General features: G+C 71.7%; 14 protein-coding genes and 2 tRNA genes. 13 read left to right on the top strand and 3 right to left on the bottom strand.

Annotated features, from left to right (window positions below):
* Window positions 1-88: 88 nt before the first annotated feature.
* The 4 genes from ACZ3HQ_RS18755 (at window position 89) to ACZ3HQ_RS18740 (ending at window position 3,697) form a co-directional block, all read left to right on the top strand.
* Window positions 89-514 (top strand): hypothetical protein, encoded by a 426-nt coding sequence (locus ACZ3HQ_RS18755; RefSeq protein ID WP_350900097.1) that lies wholly within the window; start codon window positions 89-91, stop codon window positions 512-514.
* A 72-nt stretch (window positions 515-586) separates the two neighbouring features.
* The gene (locus tag ACZ3HQ_RS18750) at window positions 587-1,873 is read left to right on the top strand and encodes a glutamate-5-semialdehyde dehydrogenase (RefSeq protein WP_467512244.1); all 1,287 of its coding nucleotides are present in this window, start codon (window positions 587-589) and stop codon (window positions 1,871-1,873) included.
* Window positions 1,874-1,968: 95 nt separating this feature from the next.
* Window positions 1,969-2,529: an SCO2584 family spore wall biosynthesis protein gene (locus ACZ3HQ_RS18745; protein WP_467512242.1), complete on the top strand. Its 561-nt coding sequence runs from the start codon at window positions 1,969-1,971 to the stop codon at window positions 2,527-2,529.
* Window positions 2,530-2,629: 100 nt separating this feature from the next.
* Window positions 2,630-3,697 (top strand): SCO2583 family membrane protein, encoded by a 1,068-nt coding sequence (locus ACZ3HQ_RS18740; protein WP_467512240.1) that lies wholly within the window; start codon window positions 2,630-2,632, stop codon window positions 3,695-3,697.
* An 18-nt stretch (window positions 3,698-3,715) separates the two neighbouring features.
* Here the strand turns inward: ACZ3HQ_RS18740 and ACZ3HQ_RS18735 are convergent, their stop codons facing one another.
* Complete coding sequence (locus ACZ3HQ_RS18735) at window positions 3,716-4,804, bottom strand: M48 family metallopeptidase (RefSeq protein WP_467512238.1); 1,089 nt, start codon at window positions 4,802-4,804, stop codon at window positions 3,716-3,718.
* 100 nt (window positions 4,805-4,904) lie between these two features.
* On the opposite strand from ACZ3HQ_RS18735, the gene ACZ3HQ_RS18730 reads away from it, so the two are divergent.
* The 9 genes from ACZ3HQ_RS18730 (at window position 4,905) to ACZ3HQ_RS18690 (ending at window position 9,992) form a co-directional block, all read left to right on the top strand.
* Complete coding sequence (locus ACZ3HQ_RS18730; RefSeq protein ID WP_466447850.1) at window positions 4,905-5,069, top strand: hypothetical protein; 165 nt, start codon at window positions 4,905-4,907, stop codon at window positions 5,067-5,069.
* Window positions 5,070-5,198: 129 nt separating this feature from the next.
* Window positions 5,199-5,363: a hypothetical protein gene (locus ACZ3HQ_RS18725; RefSeq protein ID WP_030814997.1), complete on the top strand. Its 165-nt coding sequence runs from the start codon at window positions 5,199-5,201 to the stop codon at window positions 5,361-5,363.
* Between the two features lie 56 nt (window positions 5,364-5,419).
* The gene (gene nadD / locus ACZ3HQ_RS18720) at window positions 5,420-6,097 is read left to right on the top strand and encodes a nicotinate-nucleotide adenylyltransferase (protein ID WP_467512236.1); all 678 of its coding nucleotides are present in this window, start codon (window positions 5,420-5,422) and stop codon (window positions 6,095-6,097) included.
* Window positions 6,098-6,113: 16 nt separating this feature from the next.
* Complete coding sequence (locus tag ACZ3HQ_RS18715) at window positions 6,114-7,808, top strand: LytR C-terminal domain-containing protein (protein WP_467512234.1); 1,695 nt, start codon at window positions 6,114-6,116, stop codon at window positions 7,806-7,808.
* 163 nt (window positions 7,809-7,971) lie between these two features.
* On the top strand, window positions 7,972-8,415 hold the full coding sequence (gene rsfS / locus ACZ3HQ_RS18710) for a ribosome silencing factor (RefSeq protein ID WP_467512232.1): 444 nt from the start codon (window positions 7,972-7,974) through the stop codon (window positions 8,413-8,415).
* Complete coding sequence (locus tag ACZ3HQ_RS18705) at window positions 8,415-9,083, top strand: histidine phosphatase family protein (RefSeq protein ID WP_467512230.1); 669 nt, start codon at window positions 8,415-8,417, stop codon at window positions 9,081-9,083. Before rsfS ends, ACZ3HQ_RS18705 begins: the two co-directional genes overlap by 1 nt.
* A gap of 107 nt (window positions 9,084-9,190) precedes the next feature.
* A tRNA-Ala gene (locus tag ACZ3HQ_RS18700) sits at window positions 9,191-9,263 on the top strand.
* 309 nt (window positions 9,264-9,572) lie between these two features.
* The gene (locus tag ACZ3HQ_RS18695) at window positions 9,573-9,806 is read left to right on the top strand and encodes a hypothetical protein (RefSeq protein WP_006136074.1); all 234 of its coding nucleotides are present in this window, start codon (window positions 9,573-9,575) and stop codon (window positions 9,804-9,806) included.
* Window positions 9,807-9,919: 113 nt separating this feature from the next.
* Window positions 9,920-9,992, top strand: a tRNA-Ala gene (locus ACZ3HQ_RS18690).
* Window positions 9,993-10,100: 108 nt separating this feature from the next.
* Here ACZ3HQ_RS18690 and ACZ3HQ_RS18685 read toward each other — a convergent pair.
* Both ACZ3HQ_RS18685 and ACZ3HQ_RS18680 read right to left on the bottom strand, forming a co-directional pair.
* Entirely contained in the window at window positions 10,101-11,711 is a 1,611-nt protein-coding gene (locus tag ACZ3HQ_RS18685; protein WP_467512228.1) for an NADH-ubiquinone oxidoreductase-F iron-sulfur binding region domain-containing protein, read from the bottom strand.
* On the bottom strand, window positions 11,708-12,901 hold the full coding sequence (locus tag ACZ3HQ_RS18680) for a cytochrome b/b6 domain-containing protein (protein ID WP_467512226.1): 1,194 nt from the start codon (window positions 12,899-12,901) through the stop codon (window positions 11,708-11,710). The genes ACZ3HQ_RS18685 and ACZ3HQ_RS18680 overlap by 4 nt, the downstream gene beginning before the upstream one ends.
* Between the last annotated feature and the right edge of the window lie 397 nt (window positions 12,902-13,298).

Here is a 13,298-nt window from a genome sequence, read left to right as displayed (position 1 = left end):
GCGGAGCCCTGCGGCCTGCTCAACTTTGTTGCGGGGGCGTGTTGAAGGGACACGCTCCGTCAAGGGGCCATGCGTGAAGGAGGCCGTCGTGAGACGAGTCCGTCCTGGGGCGGCGTCCCGCGGTGCTCTGACGAGCGTCGCGGCGGGGGACACCTACGAGGAGCCCAAGGACCTGCCCCGCCTGTGGCACGTCACCCTCAGCGTCTCCGGGGAACGTGTCCCCGTAACGGATCTGCGGCGGGCCCTGGAGCAGCTCGCGCACGACCATCCCTTCCTCCTGACCAGCAGATACGCCGGTGACCACGCGGAGATCCGGTACTGGGAGGAGGCCCGCGACCTGCACGACGCGGCCGCCGTCGCGCTGCGGCTGTGGGGCGAGCACCGGCAGACCGCCGGGCTGCCGCCCTGGGAGATCGTGGGCCTGGAGGTCATCGACCGCGAGACCTACCACCAGCGCATCGCCGAGGGCTACGGGCCCGCACCGGCCACCCCCGTAGGGGTCCACCCCTTCTGAGGGCGCCTTTTGTCCCGTCTCGCGGTGTGAAACAGCCCCTAGGGGCCGAAGGCTCCGCACTACCCTTCCCCCATGACCACGCTCTCCCCGTACGACTCCCTCTCGCCGGTCACGCAGGCCGCCTACCGGGCCAGGGCGGCCGCCGCCGACCTCGCGCCGCTCCCGCGCGCCGACAAGGACGACGCGCTGCTCGCCGTCGCGGACGCGCTGGAGGTCCGCACCGCCGAGATCGTGGCCGCCAACGCCCGTGACGTGGCCAAGGCGCGGGAGAACGGCACGGCCGAGTCCGTCGTGGACCGGCTCACCCTCACCCCGGAGCGGGTCCGCGCCATCGCCGCCGACGTGCGCGACGTGGCGAAGCTGCCCGACCCGGTCGGCGAGGTCGTCCGGGGCAACACGCTGCCCAACGGCATCGACCTGCGCCAGGTCCGCGTGCCCCTCGGCGTCGTCGGCATCATCTACGAGGCCCGCCCCAACGTCACCGTCGATGCCGCCGCGCTCTGCCTGAAGTCCGGCAACGCCGTCCTGCTGCGCGGCTCCGCCTCCGCCTACGAGTCCAACACCGCGCTGGTCCGGGTGATCCGGGACGCCGTCGGGGGCGCCGGACTGCCCGCCGACGCCGTACAGCTCGTGCCGGGGGAGAGCCGGGAGAGCGTGCGCGAGCTGATGCGCGCCCGCGGCCTGGTCGACGTGCTCATCCCGCGCGGTGGCGCCTCCCTCATCCAGACCGTGGTCAGCGAGTCCACCGTCCCCGTCATCGAGACCGGCACCGGCAACTGCCACGTCTACGTGGACGCCGACGCCGACATCGACATGGCGATCGACATCCTGGTCAACTCCAAGGCCCAGCGGGTCAGCGTCTGCAACGCCGCCGAGACCCTGCTGGTCCACCAGGACATCGCCGCCGCCTTCCTGCCCCGCGCCCTGGACGCCCTGGCCGAGGCCGGGGTCACCGTGCACGCCGACCCGCGCGTGCTGGCCCACGCCGAGGGCACCAGGGCGACCGTGGTGGAGGCCGTACCGGAGGACTGGGAGACCGAGTACCTGTCGTACGACATCGCCGCCGCCGTGGTGGACTCCCTCGACAAGGCCGTGGAGCACATCCGGCTGTGGAGCTCCGGGCACACCGAGGCGATCGTCACCACCAGTCAGCAGGCGGCCCGGCGCTTCACCCGTCTGGTGGACTCCACCACGGTCGCCGTGAACGCCTCCACCCGCTTCACCGACGGCGGCCAGTTCGGCTTCGGCGCGGAGATCGGCATCTCCACCCAGAAGCTGCACGCCCGTGGCCCCATGGGCCTTCCGGAGCTGACCAGCACCAAGTACATCGTCACCGGCGACGGCCACGTACGCCCCTGAGCATCTCCACGGGAAGGCCACGCGAAGGCCACGGGACGGCGGACGAATTTCCGTACCGTCTGCCCAAATTGACCCCCCAGGTCTACTCTGGAGCCGTGCCGGAGGACGTGGGGGGCACGCCGTTCCCTGACGGCTGGGAGCCCGACGACGACCACGACCGCGGAATGTCGGACGAAGAGTTCGCCTCCGTGGTGTTCGACGCGGCCTTCGTCGCCGCCGCCACCGTCCACGAACCGACCGCGGTGGAGCGCCTCCTCGCCGCCGCCGAGGCACGAGCCGAGGCGTTGGAGGCGGACGGCCGCCGCACCCACGCCCCCGCCGACCCCTACGACGAGGGCTACGGCCCCGACGGCAGCGGTTTCGGCCACGACCTGGACGACGACGACCTCGACGGCCGCTACGCCCACGACGGCCACGAGGGCCCCCTCGCGGGGCTGCGCTGGCACCGGCCCGTGGCCTGGCTGCTCGCCGTGGTGATGGGCGTCGGCATGGTCGCGCTGGCCTTCGCCGCCGTCTACCGGGGTGCCTCCTCGGGCACCCGTGACCAGGTGCCCGCCCCCGCGTCCACCGGCCTCGGCCGGGACGGCGCGGCCGTGCCCTCCCTGACCGCCGAACAGTCCCGGCCTGCCGTCTCCGCGATCCCGCCCGCCCCCTGACGTCGGCCCGGCGTCCGCCCTGCGTTTTTGGTCGGAACCTGTCAGAAGTTGTCGCGTACCAGCGCGTTTACCCGAGCCCGCCGCGACCTACTCTGAAGGTATGGGCGGGCCTGGAGACCCACCGGAGGGCACCCCCGAGGGCGCCCCCGGCGGTGCCGAGGACGAGTACCGATCCGTCGTCTTCGACGAGTCGTTCGTCCGCGCTGCCCGGCTCCAGGAGTCCTCCGCCCGCGAACGCGTCAGCGACCACGCCCCCGCCGTACGCCGCCGCCCGCCCCTGCGCCGGGGCATCACCCGGCAGGCGGCGGTGCTCCTGCTGCTGCTCGCCGTGGCCTTCGGCACCGCCGTCTTCATGGGCTTCCGCCACCCGTACGGCGCAGCCCCCGTGAAGAGATCCACCGAACCGCTGCGCATGAGCGTCGTCCCCCTCGCCCCGCGCGGCCCGGTGCCCGGCGCCCCCGACGCCCGGGCGCTGTACGCGAGCAGCCCCGCCGCCCGGTTCGCGGTGGGCCTCGCCGGGATGCCGCTGCCCCCCTCCCGGCCCACCCCGCACTTCTCCGACAGCCAGGTCCTCGCGGCCCTCGACACGGCCCGCAAGTACGTCCTGCACTCCGCGCTCGACCCCGACGTGCTCACCGGCCGCCAGGTACGCCCCGTACGGGCCCTGATCGCCGCCGACCAGCTCGACCAGTTCGACCGGAGCATGGACGCCCCGGCGGCCGACGGCAGGCACGCGCCCACCGGCTGGATGGTCCGCTTCGACCCCGCCCGCACCGCCCTCGCCACCGGCGACGTCCGCACCCGCGGCGCCCTGAGAGTGACCGAGACCGACGCCGCCACCCTCCAGGTCGTGGCCGACGGCACCTTCGTCTACGCCGTGCGCGCCGCCGGCACCGAGGGGCGGACCCCGGTGTCGCTGTTCACCGTCCGCCGCGAGCTGACCTTCCGCTTCGACCGCGAGACCCTGCGCATCGGCCAGACCCGGCTGACCTCGTCCACCACCCAAGGGGGCCCGCTGTCCTGCGACGCGGACACCAGCGCCTATCTGCGGCCCCTGCTGGCCGGCGAGCGCGCCAAGGCGGGCGGACCCCCCGGCACCGACCCCTACGGGACCGGCGCCCCCGCCCTGTGCGGCACGCTCGCCGACACCGCCCAGCCGCACGTGTGAGCGCGGGGGCGGGGCGGCTCAGCCCTCCGCCGGGGCGTCCTTCGCGGGACCGTCCTTCGGGGGCTGCCCGGCGAAGCCGTTGAAGCCCCGCTTCATCCGGCCGCCCAGGTCGCCCGCGCCGCCCGCGAGGTCCGACACCAGCTTCATCAGCGGGTCCTTGCTGGTGCGCACCTCGCTCGCGTAGCTCGCGGCGGACTGGCGGAAGGACTCCCCGACCCGGGCGTCCTTGTCGTCCTCGCGGCGCGGGTAGTGGCCGTCCATGATCCGCTGGAAGTCGCGCGAGCCGGCCCACTTCTTCAGCTCGGCCGCGCGGATCGTGGTGAAGGGGTGCGAGCGGGGCAGCACGTTGAGGATCTTCAGCACCGAGTCGCGGAGGTCGCCCCCGGCCTCGTACTCCTCGGCCTGCTCCAGGAAGGCGTCCACGTTCATCTCGTGCAGGTGGTTGCCGCCCGCGATCTTCATCAGGCCGCGCATCGACGCCCGCAGATCCTGGCCCACCAGCAGCCCGGCCCGGTCGGCCGACAGCTCGGACTTGCGGAACCACTCCCGCAGCGCCGTCACGATCGCCATGATCGCCACATTGCCCAGCGGAATCCACGCCACCTTCAGCGCCAGCGAGGTCAGGAACAGCAGCACCGTGCGGTACACGGAGTGCCCGGACAGCGCGTGGCCCACCTCGTGGCCGACGACCGCCCGCATCTCCTCCTCGTCCAGCAGCTCCACCAGGCCGGTGGTCACCACGATCACCGGCTCGTCCAGGCCGATGCACATCGCGTTCGGCTTCGGGTCCTGCGTGACGTACATCGCCGGGACCCTGTCCAGGTCGAGGATGTAGCAGGCGTCCCGGAGCATGTCGTTCAGGTGGGCGAACTGGCGGTCGGAGACCCGGACCGAGTCGGACAGGAGCAGCAGCTTCAGGCTCCGCTCGGGCAGCAGCCCGCTCAGCGCCTTGAACACCGTGTCGAAACCGGTCAGTTTGCGCAGCGCCACCAGCGCGGAGCGGTCCGCCGGATGCTCGTAGGCGCGCGAGGAGATGCCCGGAAAGCGGCTGCGGTGCCGGCCCGGCACCCGCTCGTGGCCGGTCTGCTCGTGGCGGTCGTCGGACATGTCTTCCCCCTGCGTCTCGGAAACCCGCTGCGCCCCCCGGACCGGGCCCAGCCTAGGCGGATATACCGTGGACGGGCAGCACCCCCGAAGGAGTCATGTCATGGAGCACCACCCCGCAGCCGCCTGGCTGACCGAGGCCGCGTCGAGCGCCGCCCAGCAGCAGGGACCGGGCAGCCTGCTCCGGATCGTGCTGATCGTCATGGTCGTGGGCTGCGCGCTGACCGGCTGGTTCCTCCTGCGCGGCTACAAGCAGAAGGACGACTGACGCCCTCCGGAAGGTTCCCGCGGGCACCGCACGCCCCTTTGGCCGGAGTCGACGTGATCGCCGAGGGGGTGCCCGCTTACGATGGGCAGACGTCTTTATCCCGCCCACACGCGATAGGTCACGCCGAAGATGAGCCTCCACAGCACCGCTGCCCAGTTGGTCACTCTCGCCGCCGAGGGCGCAGAGCACGGCGGCAACCACAACAGCCTGAACCCCGCGATCACCGGCGGCGGCGCCCTGTTCATCCTGCTGCTCCTGCTGTGGATCACCACCCGCTTCAACCGCGACCGCTGAAGCCCCGGCCGGTCCCCGGCGAGAAGCCGCAGGCCGGGCCGGTAGGGTCTGCACGCATGGGAGAGCAGGACATGCCTACCGGTCCGGCGGAGGGCACCGCCGACGAACGGCCGCGGAGCGCGGCGGACCACGGTCCCGCCGGCACCGGCCGGCGCAGGCTCGGCGTCATGGGCGGCACCTTCGACCCGATCCACCACGGGCACCTCGTGGCGGCCAGTGAGGTCGCCGCCCGGTTCCGGCTGGACGAGGTGGTGTTCGTGCCCACCGGCCAGCCCTGGCAGAAGTCGCACCGGGCCGTCTCCCCGGCCGAGGACCGCTATCTGATGACGGTCATCGCCACCGCGGAGAACCCGCAGTTCTCCGTCAGCCGCATCGACATCGACCGCGGCGGCCCCACCTACACCGTGGACACGCTGCGCGACCTGCGCGCCCTCAACCCCGACACCGACCTGTTCTTCATCACCGGTGCCGACGCCCTCGCCCAGTTGCTCACCTGGCGCGACTCCGAGGAACTCTTCTCCCTCGCCCACTTCGTCGGCGTCACCCGCCCCGGCCACCAGTTGACCGACGCCGGCCTGCCGGCGGGCGGTGTCTCCCTGGTCGAGGTGCCCGCGCTGGCCATCTCCTCCACCGAGTGCCGGGCGAGAGTCGCCAAGGGGGACCCCATCTGGTACATGGTCCCGGACGGGGTCGTCCGCTACATCGACAAGCGCGAGCTGTACCGCGGCGAGTGAGCCGAGAGGGGCACCGGTGAACGACCGATACGAAGCTGGGTACGGCGACGACAGTCACGGAGGGGACCAGTACGAGATCGTCGGCTACGACGACTACGGCCGCCCGGTGTACCAACAGGTCCCGTCACGCCAACAGCAGCCGCAGCAGCAGGCGTACGACCCCTACGGGCAGCAACAGGGCTACGCCCGGGGCGGTTACGACACCGGACAGCAGCAGCCCATACCGCAGGGCTACGACCCCTACGGGACCCAGCACGCCCCCTACGACCCGTACGGGACCAACGCCCAGGACCCCGCCCCCGGTTACGACCCCTACGGGCAGACCGCGACCAGCGGACAGCAGCCGAGGGTCACCGAGCAGACGGCGTACATCCCGCAGCAGACGCAGCCCGGCGAGGACGTGAAGAGGCCCGCCCCGGCCAAGGGCCAAGAGGCGGGCGAGGACGGGGAGTTCGCGTTCGTCGAGGAGCCGGACGGCGAGTCCGAGGACGTCATCGACTGGCTGAAGTTCACCGAGAACCGCACCGAGCGCCGTGAGGAGGCCCGCCGCCGCGCCCGCAGCCGCGTCATCGCCCTCGGCGTGGTCCTCGCCCTGGTCGTCGCCGGCGGTGTCGGCTACCTCTGGTACGCGGGGAAGCTGCCCGGCGTCTCCTCGCCCGGCTCCGCCACCGGCACCACCGTCGCCGCGGGCGCCCAGAAGCGCGACGTGATCGTGGTCCACCTGCACGACACCGGCAAGCGCGACACCTCCACCCTGCTGCTCGTCGACAACACCACCACCCGGCGCGGCACCACCGTCCTGCTGCCCAACTCCCTGGCGCTGACCGACGATTCGGGCACCACCACCACGCTCGCCAAGTCGGTGGACGACGACGGCTCCTCCGGCACCCGCGACCAGCTCGACACCGTCCTCGGCACCGACATCCAGGGCACCTGGCGGCTGGACACCCCCTACCTCCAGAACCTCGTGGAGCTGGTCGGCAACATCGAGATCGACACCGACACCGACGTGCCCGACCCGGACGCCAAGAAGAAGGGCGCCGCCCCGCTGGTGCACCAGGGCAGGGCGCAGACCCTCAGCGGCAAGATGGCCGTCGCCTACGCCACCTACCGGGGGCCCGGCGAGACCGAGAACGCCCAGCTCAAGCGGTTCGGTGAGGTCATGCAGGGCGCGCTGCGCAAGCTGTCGTCCGACCCGGCGGCCGCGACGACCACCGTGCAGACCCTCGCGCAGATCCTCGACCCGCCGCTCACCGACAACGACCTCGGCACCTTCCTCGCCAAACTGGCCGACCTCGCCAAGGACGGCAAGTACCGGACGGTTCCCCTGCCGGTGCAGAGCGACGGCACCCTGACCGCCGGGACCAGCGACAGCGTGGTCAAGAACATCCTGGGCGGCACCGCCAAGAGCCCCGACGCCGGCTCCGCGGTCCGGGTCGCCGTACAGAACGCCACCGGGGCCAAGGACGACACCGAGAAGGCACGCGTGACCCTGCTGGGCGGCGGATTCGGGTTCATCGAGGGCGGCACCGCCTCCGGCGCCCGGGCCACGTCCGAGGTGGTCTACTCCGACGCCGCCGACAAGCAGAACGCCACCGAGGTCGCCAAGACCCTGGGCCTGCCCGCGGGCGCCGTGACCAAGGGCGCGGTCTCCTCCGGCGCCGACGTCCTCGTCGTCCTCGGCCAGGACTACCGGCCCGCCGCCTCCTGAAACCACGCGGCACACCCCACGTGAGCACCGGAACACGTGGGGTGGGCCCGGCCGCGCGTGAGACCCTTGGAGTCCCGGTGCCTTCCGGAAAATGCGCCCCGCGCCCGGCCGGCCCGCCCGAAGTCTTCGACAACGCACCCCGTCTCCGAACGAAAGCCGCACAGTGACCGCCACCGACCGTTCCCTCGAACTCATCAACACCGCCGCCCAGGCGGCCGCCGACAAGCTCGCCCACGACGTCATCGCCTACGACGTCAGCGACGTGCTGTCGATCACGGACGCGTTCCTGCTGGCCTCCGCGCCGAACGACCGCCAGGTCCGGGCGATCGTCGACGAGATCGAGGAGCGCCTGCAGAAGGAGCTCGGCGCCAAGCCCGTCCGCCGCGAGGGCGACCGCGAGTCCCGCTGGATCCTGCTGGACTACGTCGACATCGTCGTCCACGTCCAGCACAGCGAGGAGCGCGTCTTCTACGCCCTGGAGCGCCTGTGGAAGGACTGCCCCGAGCTGGAGCTGCCCGAGGAGGCCCGCGCCACCCGCGGCAAGGCCGAGGAGCACGCCAAGCTGCACGGGGACGAGGCCGGTGACGAGCCCGGCCAGGAGCGCTGATGAGCGCCACCGGTGAGGTGACCGACCGGCCGGGCCGGGGCCGCCGCGTCATCCTGTGGCGGCACGGCCAGACCGCGTGGAACGTCGAGCGCCGCTTCCAGGGCACCACGGACGTGGAGCTGACGGAGACCGGCGTCGCCCAGGCCCGCCGGGCAGCCCGGCAGCTCGCCTCGCTGCGGCCCGACGCGATCATCGCCTCGGACCTCAAGCGCGCCTCGGACACCGCCGACGAGCTGGCCGCCCTCACCGGCCTCGACGTCCACCGCGACGAGGCGCTGCGGGAGACCTACGCGGGCGTCTGGCAGGGCCTGACGCACGAGGAGATCATCGCCAGGTTCGGCGACGACTACGCCGCCTGGAAGCGCGGCGAGCCGGTCCGGCGCGGCGGTGGCGAGCTGGAGACCGAGGTCGCCGACCGTGCCGCCCCCGTCGTGCTGCGGCACGTGGAGAAGCTGCCCGAGGACGGCACCCTCGTGGTGGTCAGCCACGGCGGCACCATCCGTACGACCATCGGCCGGCTGCTCGGCCTGGAGTCGCACCACTGGGAGAGCCTCGGTGGCCTCACCAACTGCTGCTGGTCGGTGCTCGGCGAGGGCGCCCGCGGCTGGCGGCTGCTGGAGCACAACGCCGGCACCCTGCCCGAGCCGGTCCTCGGCGACGACGACTGAGCCGCGCCGAAGCCCGCAGGTGGGGGCGCCGGGACCCGGATTTCACTTTCCGGCAGGTCGCAGGCTAAAGTTCTTCTTGTTCGGCCCGCGGAGCGGGAGGAACGCGAGGGGCTATAGCTCAGTTGGTAGAGCGCCTGCATGGCATGCAGGAGGTCAGGAGTTCAATTCTCCTTAGCTCCACAGATCGGCACTCCTGGTGAGTGATCAGAGATCGGTGATGAAGATCCCGTCCCTTCGAGGGGCGGGATCTTCTGTTTGTCCCCCGCTTGAGTCGTTCGTGTTCCATGGTCGTATACCTCTGGGAACGGTCTTCGCCCAGGGGCGACCGTGTCCGGACCGGTACTGAGGCGTCGCTGACCGTGCAGGCCCGGCCGTGGCAGAATCAGACGGCCGGAAGGGGGCTCGGCCCGACGGGAGGGAGTGGCGATGCCTGCGCGCATCCTTGGAGGTTCCGCGCGTGTGGCCTGCGGCCATAGCTGGAGCTGAGCGATGGGTGCACACAGGCGGAAGTGCGACTGGTGCGGGAGCGGCACCCCGATCGTCCGCGACATGGAGCCGATCAACCCCGACTACCAGTACTGGTGCGAGGAATGCGCCCGGGCGCTGATCATAAAAGGCGACCCCATCGAGACGTACCGCGAACTCGAGGGGGAACCGATCTACGGCCGGCTGCTGGAGGAGCACTGCACGCTCAAGCGGTTCTACTCCTTCGTCACGGCGTAACCGACAGCACGGCATCGCGACGTAACGGACATCACGGAACCGATTTGGTGTTCCACCCCCGGTTCCGTGTAATGTTGGCATCGCCGCCGGGGAAACCGGGCGGAAAACAACAAGGGGCTATAGCTCAGTTGGTAGAGCGCCTGCATGGCATGCAGGAGGTCAGGAGTTCAATTCTCCTTAGCTCCACAGAAAGCGAAGGCGGACCGTCGTAAAGGCGGTCCGCCTTCGTCGTGTTGGCCGTTCGCTGTCTGCGGCTGGGCGGGCCGTCCTTTCCGGGCGGCCCGCCCTTTCGCGTCAGCGGCCCAGCGCGCGCCGTCCCCGGCCCTGGGAGACCACGGGCAGGTTCCGTGCGGGCGCCTGGCCGCGGGTGTCCTCCTCGATGCGCAGGGCGAGCGCCGGGCAGCGGCGTACCGCGCGCAGCGCCTTCGCCTCCGCATAGCGCGGGACCTGGGCCTGGGCGACCGTCGGGAAGCCGTCAGCGCCCAGCTCGAAGACCTCCGGGAGGATGTCCGCGCAGAGCCCGTGGCCCCGGCACAGGGTCCAGTCGACGTAGATCTTCTGGCGGCTGCCGCCCGAGTCCTCCGGCGCCGCGCCGCCCGTGATCCCGGCGGGGAGCTGACCGCCCTCGAACAGCGGCAGCACGCCCTCCACGGGGCGGCCGCAGCCGTTGCCGAGGACATGGGCGGCCAGGTCGTCCGTGAACGCCTTGATGGTCGACTCCAGGAACATCGCCGAGCCGTCCGGGTGCGAACACGCCCCGCGCCGCTTCACGTTCTTGGCGACCTGCTTCAGTGCCTCCAGCGCGGCCGGGCCGCCGCCGTTGATGATGTCCTCCATGCCCCGCGCGGCGGCGGGCAGCCCGAGGTAGCACGGGCCGCACTGGCCCGCGCTTTCGTCGGCCAGCCACTGCGCCACCCGCAGCGACTCGCCCAGCGGGCACGTCTCCTGACTGATCGGCAGGATCGCGCCCGCGCCCAGCGCGCCGCCCACCGCGTCCAGCGAGTTGCGGGAGACGACCGCCTCGTTCACCGTCGCCGCGTCGATCCACTTGCCGTGGTAGCCGCCGGTCAGCACGCCCTGCGGCACCGGCGGAGCGCCGGCCAACTGCAGGATGTAGCGCAGCGGCACACCCGTGGGGGCCTCGATCACCATCGGGCGGGCGACCGCGCCCGACACCGTCAGCATCACCGTGCCCGGCTCGTCGTACAGACCGGTGTTGCCGTAGCGCTCGGGGCCGATGCGGGCGGCGATGGCCAACTGGGCGAAGGTCTCCGCGTTGGAGAGCAGGGTGGGGGCCCCGCCGACGCCGCTCTGCGAGGCGCTGATCTTGCGGCCGGGCGGGATGGCCGGACCGCCGTCCACCGAGCGGATCAGGGAGGCGGCGGCGCCGGTGACCATGCGGACCGGGTTGCGCTGCACCCAGGCGCGCAGGGCCGAGCGGCGCGAGTTGCTCAGGCCGCGCTCGGCGAGGGCCGCCTCCATCGAGCGCTGGGTGGACTCGCGGGTCACGCCGATCACCAGCGTCCGCGCGCCCATCGCCTCGGCGCACAGCAGCGCGCCGTCCAGGATGAGGTGCGGGGCCCGGTTGATCAGCACCGTGTCCTTGCGGCAGGCGGGCTCGTCCTCGCTGCCGTTGACCACGACGACCGGGCGTACGCCCTTCTTGATCGCCGACTCGGCGACCGAGCGGAGTTTCTTGTGGAAGGGGAAGCCCGCGCCGCCGCGCCCCTTGAGATGGATCTTCTCGGCGAGCTGCGCGAGCTGCTCACCGCCGAGCGGTTCGAGCGGCCCGTGCACCTTGAGATGCATGGGCAGGTCGAGCCGCTCCACAAGGTCGAAACCCGACGTGAGCTGGGGAAGTCCGACCACGCGGACCTCGGGGACGTCGGGAAGGGCCTCGTTCACCTATGGCCTCCGGAAGGCGTGTTCCAGGGCTCGCCCGAACCCGGCGCGTCGTATCCGGCGCCGGGGACCGCTTCAGAGGCGGGACCGCTGTTGAACGTTTCGGAGGAGTTGTACGTCCCGTAGCGGGCGTTCGTCTCACCGGTGTTGTACACATCACTTCCGCCGTATCCGGGGGTGCCCGGATTGCCATAGGCGGGGATGTTGTATCCGGTGTCCTGGAGCGGGTCGTAGGAGGAGGGCGGGGCCTCGCCGACCGGGGGCGGGGACGGCACCGGCCAGCTCGGCGCCGGGCCGGCGCTGTTCACCGTCGGCAGGGGGGCGCCCGGTGCGTTCGCGGTGCGGTAGGCGGCGGCGAAACCGGGGTCCGGGGCGGGGGTGGCGGGGGACTGGTACAGCGGGCCGGAGGGGGTCTCGGGGGCGCGGCGGGGCTCGCGGCGGTTGTCGAAGCCCGGCTCGTTGCGGCGGCTCCGGCTCGCCTCCAGGCGGTCCAGGTCGGAGGGCTCGCCGCCGCCGAAGAGGCCGACCATGCGGTCGGCGAGCCGGCGCTTGACCGGGCGGGGGGCGGCGCGCAGCGCCAGACCGGCCATCACGCCGAGCAGGGAGAGGCCGTAGAGGATCACGAAGACCGGCTTGGCCTGGCGGCCCGCGTACAGCCCGTGCACCAGGGCCGCGCACCACGCCGGGTAGGCGAGCATGTGCATCGCCCGCCAGCGGGCGGCCACCGGGGCCGGGGTGGCGAAGTTGCTGCGCAGGGCGCCGGTGACGCCGACGAAGACCATCAGCAGGCCGGCCAGGGAGCCCAGGCCGATCAGACCGCCGCTGCCGGTGATGCCGAGGGAGAAGGGGATGAGGGCCGCGATGAGCTGGGTGTGGTCCAGCGCGATCTTGGTGGTGATGTGCAGCAGCAGGAACGCGATCGAGGCGACCGCCGTCGTCCGGTGCACCGCCTGGCCGATGATCCGCTGGCGGGTGTTGAGCAGCACCCGGTCCTGGGCGACCAGACCCCAGATGACCGAGCAGCTCAGCGAGACGAGGGACAGCACGCCCGCGCCGAAGTTCAGGAACTCTTGGAACTGACTGCCTCCCACCAGCACGACCACCGGTATGAGCAGCAGGGCGACAGCGGACGCCACGCCGTAGGCCGACCGGCCGGGCTTGGGGAGCGAGCTGTTACTACGACGAGGGTTCATGGGGGCAACTCCGAGCAGTTTCGGGAAGGCGGTCCCGCTGCCGAACTCTAGGTGGAGCCATACCGATCAGTACGAGGTTTGAGTTATTGCGTTGTTATCAAAGGACGAATCACCTGCGGCGTCGTCCCTTAGTGACTGTTACGCGAAGTAATCCTTGACCCGGATTCAGATCTGGCGGCCGTACGGACATGTCTCACCTGCATACGCACGTGCGTCGCGGCTTGCTCAAGGGCTGCGGTACCCTAGCGCCATGCGTGCTGTACGCCTTCTGCTTAGCGAGCCGCGCTGATCAGTACCGACCACCGGTCGCACCGGACGGTCGGCATCGGCGCGGCGTCCCCTCCTGTGTGAGGGGCTTTTTCGTTTCCGCGGGCAGATCTCCGCGGGCAGAGACGAT

Source organism: Streptomyces sp. NPDC018263, from assembly GCF_055562575.1.
The sequence above is the reverse complement of the archived record's forward strand: the minus strand, read 5'-3'. Positions and strand labels throughout refer to the sequence as shown.

Bases quoted from the DNA above. Each gene is read 5' to 3' on its own strand.
- ACZ3HQ_RS18730 (WP_466447850.1), top strand. From the start codon at position 4,905: ATGGAGCACCACCCCGCAGCCGCCTGGCTGACCGAGGCCGCGTCGAGC.
- nadD (WP_467512236.1), top strand. From the start codon at position 5,420: ATGGGAGAGCAGGACATGCCTACCGGTCCGGCGGAGGGCACCGCCGAC.
- ACZ3HQ_RS18750 (WP_467512244.1), top strand. From the start codon at position 587: ATGACCACGCTCTCCCCGTACGACTCCCTCTCGCCGGTCACGCAGGCC.
- ACZ3HQ_RS18680 (WP_467512226.1), bottom strand. From the start codon at position 12,901: ATGAACCCTCGTCGTAGTAACAGCTCGCTCCCCAAGCCCGGCCGGTCG.
- ACZ3HQ_RS18705 (WP_467512230.1), top strand. From the start codon at position 8,415: ATGAGCGCCACCGGTGAGGTGACCGACCGGCCGGGCCGGGGCCGCCGC.
- ACZ3HQ_RS18740 (WP_467512240.1), top strand. From the start codon at position 2,630: ATGGGCGGGCCTGGAGACCCACCGGAGGGCACCCCCGAGGGCGCCCCC.
- ACZ3HQ_RS18695 (WP_006136074.1), top strand. From the start codon at position 9,573: ATGGGTGCACACAGGCGGAAGTGCGACTGGTGCGGGAGCGGCACCCCG.
- ACZ3HQ_RS18735 (WP_467512238.1), bottom strand. From the start codon at position 4,804: ATGTCCGACGACCGCCACGAGCAGACCGGCCACGAGCGGGTGCCGGGC.
- ACZ3HQ_RS18725 (WP_030814997.1), top strand. From the start codon at position 5,199: ATGAGCCTCCACAGCACCGCTGCCCAGTTGGTCACTCTCGCCGCCGAG.